At 53.1% G+C, this 16503-nt stretch carries 17 protein-coding genes; 9 read left to right on the plus strand and 8 right to left on the minus strand.

The genetic code is table 11. The features are described 5' to 3' along the window. The 4 genes from FBQ85_13210 to FBQ85_13225 all read right to left on the minus strand — a co-directional run. Positions 1-833, minus strand: an 833-nt coding sequence (locus FBQ85_13210) for a hypothetical protein (protein ID MDL1876112.1), incomplete at its 3' end; no start/stop codon positions are given. Beyond that, positions 830-1240, minus strand: a complete 411-nt coding sequence (locus FBQ85_13215) for a hypothetical protein (GenBank protein MDL1876113.1) — start codon at positions 1238-1240, stop codon at positions 830-832. The genes FBQ85_13210 and FBQ85_13215, both read right to left, overlap by 4 nt. After that, positions 1237-2181, minus strand: a complete 945-nt coding sequence (rsmH, locus tag FBQ85_13220; protein MDL1876114.1) for a 16S rRNA (cytosine(1402)-N(4))-methyltransferase RsmH — start codon at positions 2179-2181, stop codon at positions 1237-1239. Before rsmH ends, FBQ85_13215 begins: the two co-directional genes overlap by 4 nt. Positions 2182-2184: 3 nt before the next feature. Next, positions 2185-2640 carry a hypothetical protein gene (locus FBQ85_13225; GenBank protein ID MDL1876115.1) on the minus strand — a complete coding sequence of 152 codons (456 nt, stop codon included), beginning with the start codon at positions 2638-2640 and terminating at the stop codon, positions 2185-2187. 711 nt (positions 2641-3351) lie between these two features. On the opposite strand from FBQ85_13225, the gene FBQ85_13230 reads away from it, so the two are divergent. Continuing rightward, the gene (locus FBQ85_13230; protein MDL1876116.1) at positions 3352-4119 is read left to right on the plus strand and encodes a hypothetical protein; all 768 of its coding nucleotides are present in this window, start codon (positions 3352-3354) and stop codon (positions 4117-4119) included. 104 nt (positions 4120-4223) lie between these two features. Here the strand turns inward: FBQ85_13230 and FBQ85_13235 are convergent, their stop codons facing one another. After that, positions 4224-4802, minus strand: a complete 579-nt coding sequence (locus FBQ85_13235) for a hypothetical protein (protein ID MDL1876117.1) — start codon at positions 4800-4802, stop codon at positions 4224-4226. Positions 4803-5005: 203 nt separating this feature from the next. On the opposite strand from FBQ85_13235, the gene FBQ85_13240 reads away from it, so the two are divergent. The 6 genes from FBQ85_13240 (at position 5006) to FBQ85_13265 (ending at position 11355) form a co-directional block, all read left to right on the plus strand. After that, positions 5006-6046 carry a hypothetical protein gene (locus FBQ85_13240; GenBank protein MDL1876118.1) on the plus strand — a complete coding sequence of 347 codons (1041 nt, stop codon included), beginning with the start codon at positions 5006-5008 and terminating at the stop codon, positions 6044-6046. Positions 6047-6263: 217 nt separating this feature from the next. After that, entirely contained in the window at positions 6264-7517 is a 1254-nt protein-coding gene (locus FBQ85_13245) for a RagB/SusD family nutrient uptake outer membrane protein (GenBank protein MDL1876119.1), read from the plus strand. 48 nt (positions 7518-7565) lie between these two features. Beyond that, entirely contained in the window at positions 7566-8255 is a 690-nt protein-coding gene (locus FBQ85_13250) for a class I SAM-dependent methyltransferase (protein MDL1876120.1), read from the plus strand. Between the two features lie 500 nt (positions 8256-8755). Continuing rightward, entirely contained in the window at positions 8756-9547 is a 792-nt protein-coding gene (locus FBQ85_13255) for a dienelactone hydrolase family protein (GenBank protein MDL1876121.1), read from the plus strand. A gap of 13 nt (positions 9548-9560) precedes the next feature. Next, complete coding sequence (locus tag FBQ85_13260; GenBank protein MDL1876122.1) at positions 9561-10076, plus strand: 8-oxo-dGTP diphosphatase; 516 nt, start codon at positions 9561-9563, stop codon at positions 10074-10076. Positions 10077-10206: 130 nt separating this feature from the next. Further along, positions 10207-11355, plus strand: coding sequence for a hypothetical protein (locus tag FBQ85_13265; GenBank protein MDL1876123.1), 1149 nt, complete (start codon positions 10207-10209; stop codon positions 11353-11355). A gap of 173 nt (positions 11356-11528) precedes the next feature. On the opposite strand, the gene FBQ85_13270 is transcribed toward FBQ85_13265, so the two are convergent. After that, positions 11529-11948 (minus strand): hypothetical protein, encoded by a 420-nt coding sequence (locus FBQ85_13270; GenBank protein ID MDL1876124.1) that lies wholly within the window; start codon positions 11946-11948, stop codon positions 11529-11531. Positions 11949-12008: 60 nt separating this feature from the next. Beyond that, positions 12009-14954, minus strand: a complete 2946-nt coding sequence (locus FBQ85_13275) for a T9SS type A sorting domain-containing protein (protein MDL1876125.1) — start codon at positions 14952-14954, stop codon at positions 12009-12011. A 190-nt stretch (positions 14955-15144) separates the two neighbouring features. On the opposite strand from FBQ85_13275, the gene FBQ85_13280 reads away from it, so the two are divergent. After that, a complete protein-coding gene (locus FBQ85_13280; GenBank protein MDL1876126.1) occupies positions 15145-15588 on the plus strand; it encodes an MOSC domain-containing protein in 444 nt (147 codons plus the stop codon). An 18-nt stretch (positions 15589-15606) separates the two neighbouring features. On the opposite strand, the gene FBQ85_13285 is transcribed toward FBQ85_13280, so the two are convergent. Further along, positions 15607-16104: a ferritin gene (locus FBQ85_13285; GenBank protein ID MDL1876127.1), complete on the minus strand. Its 498-nt coding sequence runs from the start codon at positions 16102-16104 to the stop codon at positions 15607-15609. Between the two features lie 130 nt (positions 16105-16234). Between FBQ85_13285 and FBQ85_13290 the strand changes: the two genes are divergently transcribed. After that, on the plus strand, positions 16235-16503 hold a 269-nt coding region (locus FBQ85_13290), incomplete at its 3' end, for a uracil-DNA glycosylase (GenBank protein MDL1876128.1).

Genomic DNA, 16503 nt, shown 5'->3' on the forward strand with positions numbered 1-16503 from the left:
ACCATCGCCAAAATTTCGCCGGTTTGCGGATTGGTGACGACGACGGTGCCCCGGCTGGCATCAAAAAAATCCATGGCCGAGCGCAACTCTTCCGTGGCAATCGTCTGAATGACGTAGTCGAGCGTCAAAAAAATGTGTTGGCCGTGAACCGGCGGCACATCGGGCATGGCGAGATTGGGAAAGGAATTCCCGATCGCATCTTTTTGCAGAAACTTGCGGCCATTCTGCCCCGCCAGCAAGGAGTCGCTGGTCAGTTCAATGCCGGAGATGCCGCGATTATCCACATCGGTGTAGCCGATCACGTGCGCCCCGATTTCTTTATGAGGATAACGCCGGCGCATATCTTTCTCGATGCGAATGCCGGGCAAATGGCTCGCCTCAATTTTCTTTGCCAGCTCGGCGTCAACCCGGCGTTTGAGCCAGACAAAGGGACGGTCCGTGCGCATGCGCTCCAACAATGCCGCGGAGGATTCACCCAAAATGCGCGCCAGCTTGTGCGCCAAACCGCGGCGATCTTTAACTTGGCGCAGCTCCACACCGACCGAGATACAGGCATCGTTCAAAGCGAGCATATTGTGATTGCGATCATAAATGAGGCCGCGTTGCGCTTCCAAGGGAATGGCGGAATAATGCTGGCTTTTTGCGGCGTTTTGATATTTCCCGCGTTGCAACAGTTGGATATACAACAAGCGGCTGATCAAAATCAGAGCGAAGAGTAAAAAAAATGCTTCAATAAAAACGCTGCGATTCGGCTGGGCTGCGTCAGCCGTTTTGGTTTTCCGTTTCGACGGCGAGTCCCGCCGCGACAAGGCTGTATGAAATTGCTTCTTCATTCCTGTGAGACCACGATCAGCTTGGTGGCCACTCGGATCATGTGCAAGCGCTCGCGTGCAATTTTCGAAATGCGGCCATAACCGCCAAACTGCTCCGCTTGCACGACCAGCCGCGTGTTTTGCTCGACAAGCTGTATTTTTTGAGCTTCCAACTGTGCAACTGTTTTGGCCAAGCGCTCCACCGCCACCCGCTCCCAAATCAACAACAAACCAAAAATCAAGAGAACGAAAAACGGCGCCAGCAAAACCGCCCAGACTTTGCCCATCCCGTGACTCGCAGCCTTGGGCTGGCGCAGCTTCAGGCGAACTTTGCTGCTGGCATTGATGACTTGCGCGCGTGGCGCTGCCTTGCGCTTCACCGGCGCCGCCGGGCGGCGCACGCCGGCTTTGGGTTTCGCCATTTTCATCGTTTCTGCAACACACGCAGCTTGGCGCTGCGACTGCGCCGATTCGCAGCCAATTCCTCCGGGCCCGGCGTAACGGGCTTGGGCGTCAAAATCACCGCCTGGCTTTGTTTGCCGCACACACACATCGGAAATTCCGGTGGGCAGGTGCAAGACAAGGCTTGCGCACGAAAGAACTCTTTCACGATGCGATCTTCCAGCGAATGATAGCTGATGAGCGCCATGCGCCCGCCGGAGGACAGCAGCGTGAAGGCTTGCTGCAAAAACTCTTGCAGGGCCTGCAATTCTTCATTCACCGCGATGCGCAGCGCTTGAAACACGCGCGCCAGGGATTTAATCCGATGAGGGCCGCGCACGACGCCTTCGATAATCAAGCGAAGATCAGTCGTCGTCCGGATCGGGTGCCGCCGTCGTTGTTGCACGATGGCTCGCGCGATAGGCCGGGCTTGCCTTTCTTCGCCATAGTCCCGCAGAAGACGCACCAGTTCGTCTTGTTCTAGAGCCGCCATCAGCTCCGCTGCAGTTTGGGGGAGGGAGGGGTTCAGGCGTAAATCGAGCGGGCCCTCATCGAGATAACTAAAGCCGCGTTCCGGCCTGTCGATTTGGCGTGAACTCATGCCCAAATCGGCCAGCACACCATCAACCGACGTGATGCCGTTTGCTGTGAGGAGACTGGTCATATGCCGGAAGTTGCCATTCACGAATAAGAATCGATTTTTGAATTTTGCCAAACGTTGTTGCGCTACGGCCAGGGATTGCGGATCAACATCCAGGCCGATCACGCGTATGTGCGGATTCGCTTCCAAGAGCGCCAGGCTATGGCCGCCGTCGCCCACCGTGGCGTCTACCAGCGTCACGCTTTTTTCGGTGAGCAGGAATGCGATCACCTCGCGCACTAAAACGGGAACGTGATAGTCGCCTTGTTGTAGCTTGGGCGTTGACACAGGCTAACCCTTGAGCGCGCCGCTGCGTCCTGCTTCTAAAAACTGTTCGTAGTTTGCGACGTCCCACATATCAAAAAAGTCGCCCATCCCGACGTAGCGAATTTCTTTGGTGATTTTTGCGGCTTGCAATAACTCCGTCGGAATGTTGATGCGACCTTGATTATCCAATCGTACCTGATGGCAGGATGCCAGGATCGCCTGCATCTGGTAGATACCAAGCTCACTTTCCTCGTCGATATTCGAAGCCATTGGCAGGATCTTCTCGCGGAAATAAGAGGCGGGATACGCACGAATGAAACAGGCATTCGGCGTTTCCATCAGCCGCAACATCAGCGACTTCATGTCGCGCAGATCGACGATTTCGCGAATCTTGGCCGGAATGGCGGCGCGGCCCTTATCGTCTAAGCTCTGCTTGAAGCGGCCATAAAATTTTGGAATGATTTCAGAGAGTTCAACCACGGCTTCGTACCCCTACCTTCCATTAATCCCCACTATTCCCTACTTTTATCCACTTTCGCCCAATGATAACTTACAATCCTATTAAAGTCAAGTTTTTTTTCGAAAATAGCGCACATTTATTGAATAATTTCAAAAACTTGTGAACAAATAAACACTCAATTCCGCCGTTCTGCTAACGCCGGGTAACAAAAAATGCAAAACTGTGATCCTTGCGGCTTTACTTCAACACCGTGCAGCCATCTCGAAATACTCTGTCACTCAAGAGGTGCTGATAGGAACAGCATACAGTCTTGAGCATTTTGATTCAGTCAGTGCGAAATGATGGGTTGCAAGGCGTGCAGCATTTTGGCGGGTTGAGCTTACTGCTAAGGATTGCGATTTAAATACCTGACTCATTTTCTTTAATCCGCTAATAAACGCGAATAGCCGCTAATGCTTTTTAATTTGCAATGATTCGCCTCAATTCGCGGTTGGAGATTGGGAAAGTCATTTAATCGTCGATCCTGTTTGAGATGAATCACTGCCGTTCACAAGCAATGCGCATTCCGCCGCTCAAAGAAAATGATCCTGACAAAGCAGAAATTTTTATTATCCTTGTGGGCAATTTATTTAAACGGGAGAAAGGAGGAGTAACACTCTTAACAGCCTGCGGTGATCCCAGAGTCCTTTCACTCAACTGCTACTCATCAAAACTTGTTCGGGAGGAAGTTCATGTTTACTGTGCGACGTTGTTTGTTGCAAACACTCGCGCTACTCGCCCTGCCGGTGCTCGCCTTTGGCCAATTGACTATTCAAGGTCATGTGGCGGACGATCGCGGCGAACCGCTGGTAGGCGCGAATGTTCTCGTGGTTGGCACCACGCGCGGCGCGGCGACGGATGCCAGCGGCAATTTCTCTATTCTGGTGCCTTCGCCGGGTCCGGAAACCGTGCTTGAAGCGCGCCTGCTCGGCTACAAATCAGCTCGGCAAAGCGTAACGCAAACCAGCGGCATTATTGATGTCAGTTTCAATCTCACGGTCGATGCCTTGCAGATGGACGAAGTCATCGTCACCGGTACTTCGGTCGCCACTTCAAAACGGCAACTCGGCAATGCCATTTCAACGGTAAACATTCGCGAAATGGAATCGACCGGCGCGACCGCCATTGATGCGGCGCTCACGGGAAAAATCGCAGGCGCACAGATTCAACAAAACTCCGGCAACCCGGCAGGCGGCATCACCGTGCGGTTGCGCGGGGCAAGCACGGTGCTGGGCAACGCCGATCCCCTGTACATCGTAGACGGCGTGATCGTGAGCAACGACTCACCGCAACTGATCGACCTGGGCGGCTATCGCCAAAATCGTTTGGTCGATATCAATCCGCAAGACATCGAGCGCATCGAAGTGATCAAGGGCGCGGCCGCGGCTGCAATTTACGGCTCGCGCGCCAACAACGGCGTGGTGCAAATCTTCACGAAACGCATTTTGTTTTGTTCATAAGTATGAATTAAATGTTCCGTAAAATAAAAATGGTATGAAGCTTCCTTCATACCATTAGAAATAAAAAGTGAACGTCCACAATTTAGCAGCTAAAATTAAAAATGCTATTCCTGCGCACTATCCCATATTACAGTTAATTCTATGCCAGATTCTCCATTACACTCGAACGGCGGTGGCTCACAAGAACTGCATTGGTCTACACCTATGCTAGTTGTGATTGATGCATATACTCGAAAGGTATGCGATCCACTCGGAAGATTTATCCAATTGGTATTATTCAAATACAAAGGAGGTTGATTGTCTACCATCACATAGGTAAGAGCACTTCCGAGAGGATCACATGATGAATTGTATCGGTAAACGCCATGCACTTTAAGCTTTATATTAGTGGCGTTTGAAGAAGTTTGTACATCTATATAATCTTCTTTGAATCCTTCACCATATGAAATAACAGATGCCCATGCATGAATACTACCTGCCATGCTTTGGCTTCCACTAGCTGTTTGTCGTCCTAGGGGAATGGCTTTAGCAATGGCTCCACGATCTGATGGGCTATGCGACAATGGCGATTGAATATCAGAATCTTCTGTTGGCTTCGATAAATTACACGACATAACAAACAAAGCCAGCAATAAGACGACTGCGGCAACAATATTATAATCCTTGAATTTAGCTGCTCGCATGATGGCCTCCAATTACTTGTAGTGAGAAGACGAGTAGAGTGTTTCCAAATTATCATTTCGATGAGGTTCGGCCTTTTGCTATTAAAATCAGCAGAATATTTGAAGGCATCATCGCTGTGTTAATTTGGAATCAATTTAATAATATTGACAAGATCCAAAATACTTCTGCAGTATTTCGGTGGCGAGCGATTTTGGATCCTATTGTGAATGAAATTTTTCAATTCTCAGGAACCAGCATCTTAGAGATCATTGAAGGTAATAAAATTTCATATTACCTGATTATTAAAAAAATAAATCTCATTAGTCAAGAAGATTTGTTCAGCTTGTGGCGCGATAAAATCGCGGTGGAGTTTTCTTATTACAACCAGCATGTGACCGATCTGCTGCTGTTCCGCTCGCTCGCGCCTTCCACCGGCTATTTGAGCCGTTTGGAAAATGTGGGTACGCTGGATAACAAAGGCCTCGAAGTGATGCTGCGGGCAATCCCGCTGCAAACGCGCAACGTGCGCTGGAACACGAGCGTGACGTTCGCCCGCAATCGCAACGAAGTCAACGGCATCGAAGGCGACATTCTGTTGCTCGCGGATTCGTTCGGCCAGGTTGCTGCCGTCAATGGCCAGCCGCTGGGCGTGTTTTATACCACGTTTTATGCGCGCAATGCCGACGGCAGTTTGCTGTTGACGCCTGCCGGCCTGCCGCAACCGGAACAGCGCAGCCGCGGTGCGAATGGCCAGCCCACCGGCGGCACGATTCGCGACGTCACCGGCGATCCCAATCCTGATTTCACCGCGTCGTGGATCAATGAAGTGGAGATCGGGCGTAATCTCTCCGTGCGCGCCCAGTTGGATGCGGTGCAGGGCTTTGATGTTTTCAACTTCACGCGGCGCGTCGGCGCGCGCGGGCCGCTATACGGCAATTTGGTGGATTATCAACGCGAGTTGGAAGGCCAGGTGCCTGCCGGTTACAACACCGCACTCTTCTCCATTTTGGGCGCCTGGGTTGAAGACGCCTCGTTCATCAAATTGCGCGAGCTTGCGGTTTCGTATGATTTGCATCCCAAGATGCTCGGCCTGCGCAGTATGCGTTTGAGTTTGATTGGCCGCAATCTGTTTTCGATTGATGATTATACCGGCTACGATCCCGAGATCAACACCGCCGGCCAGAGCACGGGCGTGCGCGGTTTTGATTTCGTCGAAGTTCCCATTCCGCGCTCATTCTCTTTTGGTGTGACGTTGAATTACTAACTTCAGTTCTAGACTCATCCACCCTTCCTGTCATTCCGTAGGAATCTTGTGAAGTCTCGGGAAAGCAGTCGCGTTCACCGTCGTATCAAAAACCCAACAAGATTCTGGAAGAATGAGCTTGCAGGGAAATCGCACAATTTTGGAGAATGATTTCATGAACAGATTTTTTGATAAACATAAACTGGCGCTGGCATTGGCGAGCCTGCTGCTGTTGGTGATAACAGCCTGTTCGCTGGACGTCACCAATCCCAACAGCGCTTCGGAAGATCAAGTGTTGACCACGCGCGAAGGCGTGATCGCGCTGGCGGCGGGCATTCAGCAAAATTATGCCATCGGCGTGGTGGAAGCGATGATTTTAACGCCCGGCGTGACCAGCGGCGAAATCGCGATCAATTCCACCTTCACCAATTTGTTGGAATTGCAGGACGGCGGCGATCAAGTCACCACCGGCAACGGTAACGTGCTGGCGCTGTGGTCGCGGCCCATCCGTGTGATCAGCATGGCGAATGATTTGATCAGCAGCGCGCCGAACGTGACGCTCGATCCCGGCACGCGCAGCGGCATCATTGCCTTGGCGCATCTTTACAAAGCCATGTCCATGGGCGTTCTCGCGCAGGCGTTCGAGCAAGCGCCCATCGAGCTTGACGAGAACGGCAAATCCATCTTTCAGCCGCGTGCGGAGGTTTTGGCGAGCGCAATCAGTTTGCTCGACGCGGCTGCGCAATTACTGGCGACAACGCCCGCGAGCAACGAATTCACTACAAAAATTCTGGGCAGAAATTTCGATCTGGTGAACACCATCAATGCCTATCGCGCGCGCTACAATTTGATGGTTGGGCGGTATCAACAAGCATTCGACGCTGCTGCAAGCGTCAATCTGGCCTCCACCTCCGTGTTCACGTACGATGATCGCAACCCCAACCCGATTTATCAGCTCGTGTTCCTCAACCGGAACTATGCGGCGCGCGATAATTTCGGCAGCGCGTTGATTGAGTCCGGCGATGGGCGCCTGGCTTTTTTCCTCACGCCCGCGGACAGAACCAATCCTTCGCCGTACAATCTGCCCATTGATGATCTCAAGGGTTTCTTTGATACCCCGACAAAAACGATTCCCGTTTATCTGCCCGGCGAGATGAACCTCATCAAAGCCGAAGCGTTGGTGCGGCAGAGCCGGTTGGCAGAAGCCGTGGTGGAAATCAATGCCGTGCGCACCAAAACCACGGATCCCCTCGGCGTTGCTGCGGGCCTGCCGATCTACAGCGGGCCGGTAACCGAAAGCAGTTTGTTGGAGGAGATTTATCGCCAGCGCAGCGCCGAGTTATTCATGACCGGCCTGCACTTCGAAGACAGCCGCCGCCTGGGACGGCCTGGTCCACTCGATGCCAATGCCGAGCGCAATCGCAACTTCTATCCGTATCCCGATCAAGAACGCTTGAACAACCCCAACACACCGCCGGACCCGACGATCTAACCACAACTCACGGGGCATGGCATTGCGCCATGCCCTGGTTTTTTCCTCATGACGCTTCCGAATTTCAAAAAACAATTAACCGACAGTTGGGAGGCCAACGCGCAGGCGTGGACCACGGTGGTACAAAGCCGGCAAATCGAAAGCCGCCGTGTGGCGACAGATGCCGCGATTTTGGCGGCAATCACGGCATACCAACCGAAGCGCGTGCTGGATGTGGGCTGCGGCGAGGGCTGGCTCGCGCGCGAGTTGGCGAATCGCGGCCTCGAGGTTACCGGAGTTGATGGCAGCGCCGCATTGATTGCCGAAGCACAACGCAACGTCAACGCTGCTTTTCGCGTGCTAAACTATGACGAGATTGTCGCCGATCCTGCGCGGCTTGCGGGCCCTTTTGATCTCATCGTTTGCAATTTTTCACTTTTGAGTGAAGAGCTGGATTCACTTTTGACGAGTCTGCGCCAGGCATTGGCAACACACGGCGCGCTGATCATTCAAACCGTTCACCCGTGGAGCGCATGCGGCGATGAGCCTTATGAGGACGGCTGGCGCATGGAATCCTTTGCCGCATTTGGCGAAACGTTCCCGCAACCGATGCCCTGGTATTTTCGCACGCTCAGCTCGTGGCTTGCAACGCTGCAACAAGCCGGTTTCATGCTCAAAGAATGCCTTGAGCCAAAACATCCAGAAACACGAAAGCCCTTATCGATAATTTTTGCCTGCCGGAAATCGCGCGAGGGTTAGCTTCTAAAACTCGGAATACTATTCCAAGGAATTGGCTCGCGGAAAAACCCTTCCGCCCATTCCCTGCCATGGCCTGTCGCGTTAAAGGCTGGTGCACGGCTACTTTGAAAAATTTATCCATTCGTGCGTGTCATCCAGAAGGGCTCCTGTGAAGTTTCAAGCCTCATACTGAATACCTCACAAGATTCGTTTGAATAACAAAGCAAGAGAGTGCTCCTGCAATTCAAGGTAGCAGCGCGCAGGCTCCAACGGATGAACGCGGCCAACGGATGTGATCGTGATGCTCAAAAATGATTTTGCCCAATCGCGGCGGCCTTTGCGGTCAAAAACTGGAAAACTGCCGGCAGAATACCAGACCTTCGTTTGTCTGAAATCCCGGCACAGGCGTTTTCAAAAAAATTTCCGGGTTGCGCGTTGCCGGTTTGATGGCTATATTGGCGTAAAAATTTCAAGCCACAACAAACACTTCAAAGCCGCCCAAAACTTTGAGGAGAATTCCGATGAAGGCTGTTCGCTTGATCTTCGCTGTGCTGCTGGTCGCCGCACTTTCCGCCTTTGCCGAAGTGAAACACGAAGAAATCACCTACACTGCCGGCGACGTGACCATGAAGGGATATCTGGCTTACGACGATTCGGTCACAGGCAAACGTCCCGGGGTGTTGGTGGTGCACGAATGGTGGGGGCACAATGAATACGCGCGCACACGCGCCCGCATGCTGGCGGAATTGGGTTACACCGCGCTCGCGGTGGATATGTTTGGCGACGGCAAACAGGCGGCACATCCCGACGAGGCGGGCAAGTTTGCCGGCGCGGTGATGCAAAACATCGAAGGCGCAAAAGCGCGTTTCACTGCAGCGCTCGAGGTTCTCAAGAAACACAAAACCACCGATACGACCCGGATCGCCGCGATCGGCTATTGCTTTGGCGGCGGCGTGGTGCTGCACATGGCGCGTTTTGGGTTTGCTTTGAAGGGCGTGGTCAGTTTTCACGGCAGCCTGGGCACCCAAACGCCGGCGCAACCGGGCAAAGTAAAGGCCGCCGTGTTGGTGTGCAATGGCGCAGCAGATCCTTTTGTCACGGCCGAACAAATCACGGCCTTCAAAAAGGAAATGACAGACGCCAAAGTCGATTTCCAATTCATCGACTACCCGGACGCTAAGCACAGCTTCACCAATCCCGACGCGGATACGTTCGGCAAGAAATTCGATATGCCACTGGCTTACAATGCCGCGGCGGATAAAAAATCTTGGGCCGACACACAGCAATTCTTCAAAAAGATTTTTGCGAAATAACTCAGCGCCGAAAATGAAGAATTCCAACCCGGAAAAAAAATATGCGCGCCTGCGTGATATCGATTGGGAGAATTGGGCGCCCCAGCAACGCGCCACGTTGACGTTTGTGATGCAGAACGGCCACATCCTGCTCATTCACAAAAAGCGCGGGCTGGGCGCGGGCAAAATCAACGGCCCCGGCGGCCGCATCGATCCGGGCGAAACCGCGCTCGCGTGCGCGGTGCGCGAAGTTCAAGAGGAGCTGAAAATCACGCCGCTCGGTCTGCACCCGAGCGGCATTTTGCGCTTTCAATTCGTCGACGGCTTGTCGATTCACGTGCAAGTCTTCACGGCCTCAGATTGGGAAGGTGAGCCGATGGAAACCGATGAAGCCGCGCCGTTGTGGACGCCGCTCGATCGAATTCCGTATGATCGCATGTGGGAAGACGATCGCATTTGGATTCCCCACATGCTCGCCGGCAATAAATTCGAAGGGCGTTTTTTGTTTGATGACGATCGGTTGCTGGAGCATGAGCTTGAGGTGGTTTGAGAGCTTTATCAGTGGTTCAATTTAAATGTGATCAATAGAGAAACTCAGAAGGGAGTCTGACTTGAACCCCAGGGAAGTTTTGCTTAGACGTTTTGGTCGTTCGACGCTGGCGCACACACGGCCGGTTTTGATGATGTTTTTCGCCTTGTTGCTGCTCTATTTGCCCGGTTGTTCGAATGCGCAAAAAAATTCGGAAGCGGAAACGAACCACGCCTCGGCCGATTCACTGCGCTACAGCGGCGAAATTCATTTGCGCAACATCCGGCAATTGACGTTCGGCGGCAACAATGCCGAAGCTTATTGGAGCTTCGATGACAAGCAGCTTATCTTTCAAAGCGATTGGGAGAAAATCAATGCACAGGGCTGCGATCAAATTTTTGTGATGAATGCGAACGGCGCGCCGCTCGCCGACGGCCAGCCGTACAATTTGGTCTCAACCGGCAAAGGCCGCACGACGTGCAGCTATTTTTTGCAGGACGGTACGATCATTTATGCCTCAACGCACGCCGCCAGCGCAGATTGCCCCAAAGCCGCGATGTTCAGCGAAGGCCGGTACGTCTGGCCGATTTATGAAAGCTATGATATCTATCGCGCCCAATCCCGCCCGGGCGGGACACAGCCCGAAGTTTTGATCGGCGCGCCCGGCTACGATGCCGAGGCCACGGTTTCGCCGGATGGCCGTTATGTGGTTTTCACCTCGACGCGTTCGGGTGATTTGGAACTCTGGCGTTATGATTTGCAAACCGGAGAGTATTTGCAATTGACCTCGGAGTTGGGTTACGACGGCGGAGCTTTCTTCTCGCGGGATTCGAAACAAATCGTGTGGCGCGCCAGCCGGCCAACGACAGAGGAGGAACAGGCGAGTTACAAGGATTTATTGGCAAAAGGATTCGTCGAACCGAAGGAGTTGAATGTTTTTGTTGCCGACGCGGAGGGTAAGAATGTGCGGCAAGTCACCAATCTTCCCGGCGCGAATTGGGCGCCCTTCTTCCATCCCGATGGCAAGCGCGTGCTGTTTTGCTCGAATCATCATTCACTCGACAAAGGCGGGCGCAACTTCGACATTTTCATGATCAACATCGACGGCACCGGCTTGCGGCAAATCACGCACACCGATACGTTCGACGCCTTTCCCATGTTTTCGTATGACGGCAAGCAACTCGTTTTTTGCTCGAATCGCAACGCGCAGCGTACGCCTACGCGCGACACCAACGTGTTCGTTGCGGACTGGGTGGAGAATCCGGCGAGGATGGATTCGAGCTTTATGAGCTGGAAATAGTTGGGCGTTCGTTCGGCAATTCAGTTTTCAAGAAATTGTCCCCGCAACGGCTTGGCCGTTGCATCAAAAATCGTTGAAACAAAAAATCCCGGAAGCTAAAGCATTCAGCTTTGTCTTCCGGGATTTTAATTTTGCAGGAGATTTTCGAGCTTCACTGTCTCAACTACAAGTACTCACGTCCGGCGCCACCAGGTAAAACGCTTGGCGCTTTCGGGTTTATCATAGCCCCATGAATGGGCAAGCACATCGGCGGCATCTTCGGGATCTTCTTCCGCCGTACGCCCGCGGTTGCGCAAATAAGCGTGAGCAAATTCGTGCGCAATGACATAATTCGCAAAATCAAGCGGCGCGCGGTTGAGAGAGGATTTCCATGCAATCATGCGGCTGCCATTGTCACCCATGCCCGGCGGCGCCATATGCAGATACGAATTCGCCGGATCGTTGACATCGTACACCGCCATGCGAAAGCGCTCGTCTTGTAATAAATCCTGCAGTACCTCACGGGGCAACGAATGCAACACAGCGACGATCCGCTGCTGTAAAACCGGATCGACAACAAAACGATTCACAAAAGCAACAACGCGTTCAAGCATACTTTTGCCCGCCTCTTTCCCTTTCCTCCGTCAACTTGCGCGCCTAATTCCTGTTTAAGGTTATCGCACCAAAACCAGCTTGCGCGTTTGCACAAAGCTGCCCGCGCGCATGCGATAAAAATAAATGCCGTTGTGCGCCGGTTCGCCCAATTCATTCAAGCCATCCCATCTCACAGCATACACGCCGGCATTGCGCCGATCCTGCAGCAGCGTGCGAATCTTTCGGCCCAGAACATCATAGATTTCCAATGCGACATGTTCGGCTTTGGGCAATTGAAAACCGATAACCGTTCCAGCGCCCGCAATCTTGCTCTCCGTGGTGATTTCGCTGCGGAAGGGATTCGGATAATTCTGCTGCAGCGCGAATGCTTGCGGCAGGCCGGCATCGTTTTTCTCCGTCACCTTCGTGGCGAACAATTCATTCCAAAATTGCTGCGCGGCATCGGCGTTTGCCTGCAAATCCGCCAGGCTCTCGCCCGCCAGCAAGGCAAAACCAACCTCAATGGTTGCGCGGCCGGCAATGTCAAATGGGCCTGCGGCAACAACGAACGAAACATCCGCGGGTCCGGCCTGGTTGAGTCCGATGCCGCCGCTGATTGATTGCCACTTTTCCGTATCCGTAAAGCCGTCATGCAAGCCAATGCCGGTGAATCCTGGCGCATTCGGGTCGTTAAAAATCCCTTCATAGTTAAAATCGCCTTGCGAAACCAAAGACATGCCGACATATGTTTTCGGCCCGGAGCCGGAATCATAAGCATATCCTAATTTGTGCGAGGCATCATTCGTGGTAATGTTGGTCGCAAACGAACCGCCGTCAATATCCCAATCAAAGAAAATTCCAAAATGAAATTCGGTGAGCGGTGTTTCCTTTTGGTTTTCGATGGTATAACGGAACAAAATGAAATCATCCGCCGGCGCCTCTTTGCGCGCAAACGTTTCCTGAATTACGCGAATCTGCATTGGGTTATTGGCGGCTTTATCTTCGAAAATGCCGATGCTCTCCTGGTCGCTCAGCGCGCCCGGCGTCATTACCCGCAAATCTCCGCCGGTTGCGATGGTAAAATCTTTATCGTATCCCTGGCTATTGCCGGCAATCAGGCCGCGGACGGCGTTTGAAATTTGGGTTGGCCCGGCGCCGGCAATGACGCCGCCTTCAAACAACAAACTCGTTCCGTTCTTAAAGCGGAAGCCAATGCCATCGAGCGAATTGCTGGGATCGGCAAATCCGAGGCGGCCAATGTTGGTAACCGTAGTGGCGACATTATTCACACTCACGCTTCCAAAGGTCGGCAAAACGGTAACAGTGAAGCGATCGGCGTCGGAATAACTGCCGGATGCAATCGTAAGCGTGAAGTCGATGGGATGCCCACTCGGCGCATTGCCGGCAACGCTGAACTGCAGCGGTGTTGCCACAGTTGTTTCTTGCAGCGTTCCACGCGCGCCCACGGCGGCGTTCGCGGTGGTTACGGTAACGAAGTCGTCGCTCTCACTCAGCGTTACCGTGGCATTGACAACAGGTGCAAGATAGTTGCGCAAGGTAACCGTAACCGCAACGGTTTCGCCCGGCTCGATCACGCCATCGCCGTCGCTTTCTGTGTAGCTGAAATCCTGCAAACGAATGGAGGGCGAAGTTTCCGTCACCGCGCGCAAAGCATTCACGCGGCCGCGGCCCAACAGGCCGGAATAGGCAGGATTGCCCGCATTGATATTGTCCGAAGTCACGCGCACTTGTTCACTGGCTTGTATTGCGCTCCACGAGGGGTTTTTGGTTTTCACCAGAGCCACAGTCGCAGCCACCAGCGGACATGACATCGAGGTGCCGGAGAAGCTGGCATACTTGTTATTGTTGACGGTGCTCAGAATGCTGTTGCCGGGCGCGGCCAAATCAATCCACGATCCATAATTCGACGTAGAACTTTTGACATCATCGTTGCGGGTGTTCGCCACAGCCAGCACGTTTTGATAGGCCGAGGGATAATGCCGCGCCGAGGTGTTGCCGTTGCCGGCCGCAGCAATCACAGCGATACCCAAGTCCGCGGCAAAATTGACAACATCTTGCTCAAACGAAGAGCTGGCGTAGCCGCCCCAACTCAGACTAATGATATCGGCGCCGTTATTGGCCGCGTACAAAACCCCCTGATAGCCAAATTCAATGGCGTTGTCATCGGTTGCGCTGGCGGCGCAGATCGGCATGAACTTGGCATTCCAGCTCATGCCGGCAATGCCAACACTGTTATTCGTCGCCGCGCTGGCAATGCCGGCGGTATGCGTGCCGTGATCTGCACTGTTGGGTGTGCTCGATAAACCCGTGGCATCAGGCGAGTTGTTCGCAAAATTCCAGCCGTGCGCATCATCAATAAAGCCGTTGTTGTCATCATCAATGTTGTTGCCGGGAATTTCATCAACATTCGTCCATAAATTTGCGGCCAGATCTTCATGGTCTATATCCGTGCCGCCGTCCACGATGGCAATAACCACGCTGCCTTGCTCGCCTTTCACAATGTCCCAGGCTTGCGTTGCATCGACAGCATTATAGAACGTCTGCAAAATAAATTGCGGATCATTCGGCGCAACCGCGAGGCGATGCCGGTATTTCGGTTCGGCGTAGGCGATATTGGGATCGCGCTGTAAGGCTTCCGCCACGTGCAGCGGTGAATTCTCGCCTTTGAAGGAGGCAAAATAAATGCTCGAGATATCCTTGGCCGCAACCGCATCGCGCCGCACCCGGCTTTCCGGCAAAACCTGTTGCAATTGATAAACGCCGTGCGCACGCAAGGCCGCATCAACCGAGGCCACGCCGGTGGCGCTGAGTTTCTCGCCGAACTGCCGGCCGTTTTTGAATTTTATCACCACGACATTCGGCGCATATTCGATTCCCGCGGCAGTCGCGGGCATTCTCTGCCCGCGTTTCGCCTGATTGTCAGCCGCGTTTAGCCAATGCCATGCTCCGCTTCCGATTAAAATTGCCAAACCCGCCATCCGCAAAACGCTCGCTGTTCGACTCATGATTTATCCTTTGTCTTCCTGCAAAAATTATGATAGATTGCCACGCCATGCGCGGAATGTTGAATTCAAGATCGCGCAAGAATAAACCTTCGACTTCCGAAAAGCAAGTGATTTTTCCGTGCAATAAACTCAACAGCAAGCACATTGTTGCAAAACTGAAACGGCAGGCAAAATTTTTTGAGGATTGAAAATGGAAACAATTGGCAAATTGGAGAGAATCTGGCTGAAGCGCGCCACCCGCGGCCCGATGGATGCACAGACGCGCGCAACGTTAGTCGCCGGCCAAGGCTTGGAAGGCAACGCGAATCAAGGCGGCAAACGCCAGGTGACGATCATCTCCGCCGAGCGCTGGGCGGAGATGATGCAACAACTCGGCGCGCCGGTCGATCCTGCTGCACGCCGCGCGAACCTCATGGTTAGCGGCCTGAGCCTGTTGGAAAGCCGGAATCGCATTCTGCAAATCGGCGCATGCCGCTTGCGTATTCTCGGTGAGACCAGGCCGTGCGAGCGGATGGATGAAGCCTGGCCCGGCTTGCGTGAGATTATGAAAAAAGATTGGGGTGGCGGCGCTTTTGCCGAGGTGTTGGATAACGGCAAGATTGCAGTAGGCGATTCCGTGAGTTGGCATCTATGAGAATTTCCGGCTGATTTTTTATTTCGCGCCGCCGCGCTGTCCGACTTCACGATCGAGCAGCAGCAAAGCCGCGGTTTGATCGCCGAGCATCTTCAATTGTTCGACTAATTCTTGCGCTGTTTTTTCCTCTTCCACTTGTTCTGTCAAAAACCACTGCAGATGCGCCTGCGTGGCATAATCGTTTTTCTTGATGGCAAGCTCGTACAGCGCATTGATCATGCCCGTTACTTTTCGTTCGTGTTTAAGCGCCTGCTCCATCATATCCAGCGGCGATTGAAATTCATAGGGCGGTTCCGCCAGCGCCTGCAAAATGACGCGGCCGCCGCGATCATTGAGAAAATTGAATAGCTTCATCGCATGCCCAATTTCTTCCTGGCTTTGCAAGCGCATCCAGTGCGCGAATCCGCGCAGGCTGGCAGATTCGCAATAGGCCGACATCGCGAGATACAAATAGGCTGACTCCAACTCGCCTTTGATTTGTTCATTGATCGCATCCTGCACCGCTTTTTTTAACATGCTAGACTCCTTTGTTGATTTCACGTTAGATTGATATTTGCGAAACGCTTGCAATATGGCTTTTTCATAGCAAAAGCGCAAGTGTCGGCTGGAATATTATTCAAAAAGTTCAGCACGAAATGTCAAATTCATGAAACCTTCCAAGACTCAACAAAAGCTTCTGCAAATTCATCACGATATTGTCGCTTGCCGGCGCTGTCCCCGGCTGGTGCAATGGCGCGAACGCATCGCGCGTGAGAAAACCAAACGTTTTGAAACCGAAGACTATTGGGGCAAGCCCGTGCCCTCGTTTGGTGATTTCAATGCGCGTTTGCTGATTGTGGGATTGGCTCCGGCGGCACACGGCGGCAATCGTACGGGACGAACCTTCACCGGCGACCGCAGTGGCGACTGGCTTTA

Source organism: Cytophagia bacterium CHB2 (genome assembly GCA_030263535.1).
Lineage (GTDB): Bacteria > Zhuqueibacterota > Zhuqueibacteria > Zhuqueibacterales > Zhuqueibacteraceae > Coneutiohabitans.

Coding starts and splice junctions, on each gene's coding strand:
- FBQ85_13275 (MDL1876125.1), bottom strand. CDS start 14,954: ATGAGTCGAACAGCGAGCGTTTTGCGGATGGCGGGTTTGGCAATTTTA.
- FBQ85_13230 (MDL1876116.1), top strand. CDS start 3,352: ATGTTTACTGTGCGACGTTGTTTGTTGCAAACACTCGCGCTACTCGCC.
- FBQ85_13255 (MDL1876121.1), top strand. CDS start 8,756: ATGAAGGCTGTTCGCTTGATCTTCGCTGTGCTGCTGGTCGCCGCACTT.
- FBQ85_13260 (MDL1876122.1), top strand. CDS start 9,561: ATGAAGAATTCCAACCCGGAAAAAAAATATGCGCGCCTGCGTGATATC.
- FBQ85_13265 (MDL1876123.1), top strand. CDS start 10,207: ATGATGTTTTTCGCCTTGTTGCTGCTCTATTTGCCCGGTTGTTCGAAT.
- FBQ85_13235 (MDL1876117.1), bottom strand. CDS start 4,802: ATGCGAGCAGCTAAATTCAAGGATTATAATATTGTTGCCGCAGTCGTC.
- FBQ85_13270 (MDL1876124.1), bottom strand. CDS start 11,948: ATGCTTGAACGCGTTGTTGCTTTTGTGAATCGTTTTGTTGTCGATCCG.
- FBQ85_13215 (MDL1876113.1), bottom strand. CDS start 1,240: ATGAAAATGGCGAAACCCAAAGCCGGCGTGCGCCGCCCGGCGGCGCCG.
- FBQ85_13250 (MDL1876120.1), top strand. CDS start 7,566: ATGACGCTTCCGAATTTCAAAAAACAATTAACCGACAGTTGGGAGGCC.
- FBQ85_13280 (MDL1876126.1), top strand. CDS start 15,145: ATGGAAACAATTGGCAAATTGGAGAGAATCTGGCTGAAGCGCGCCACC.
- FBQ85_13285 (MDL1876127.1), bottom strand. CDS start 16,104: ATGTTAAAAAAAGCGGTGCAGGATGCGATCAATGAACAAATCAAAGGC.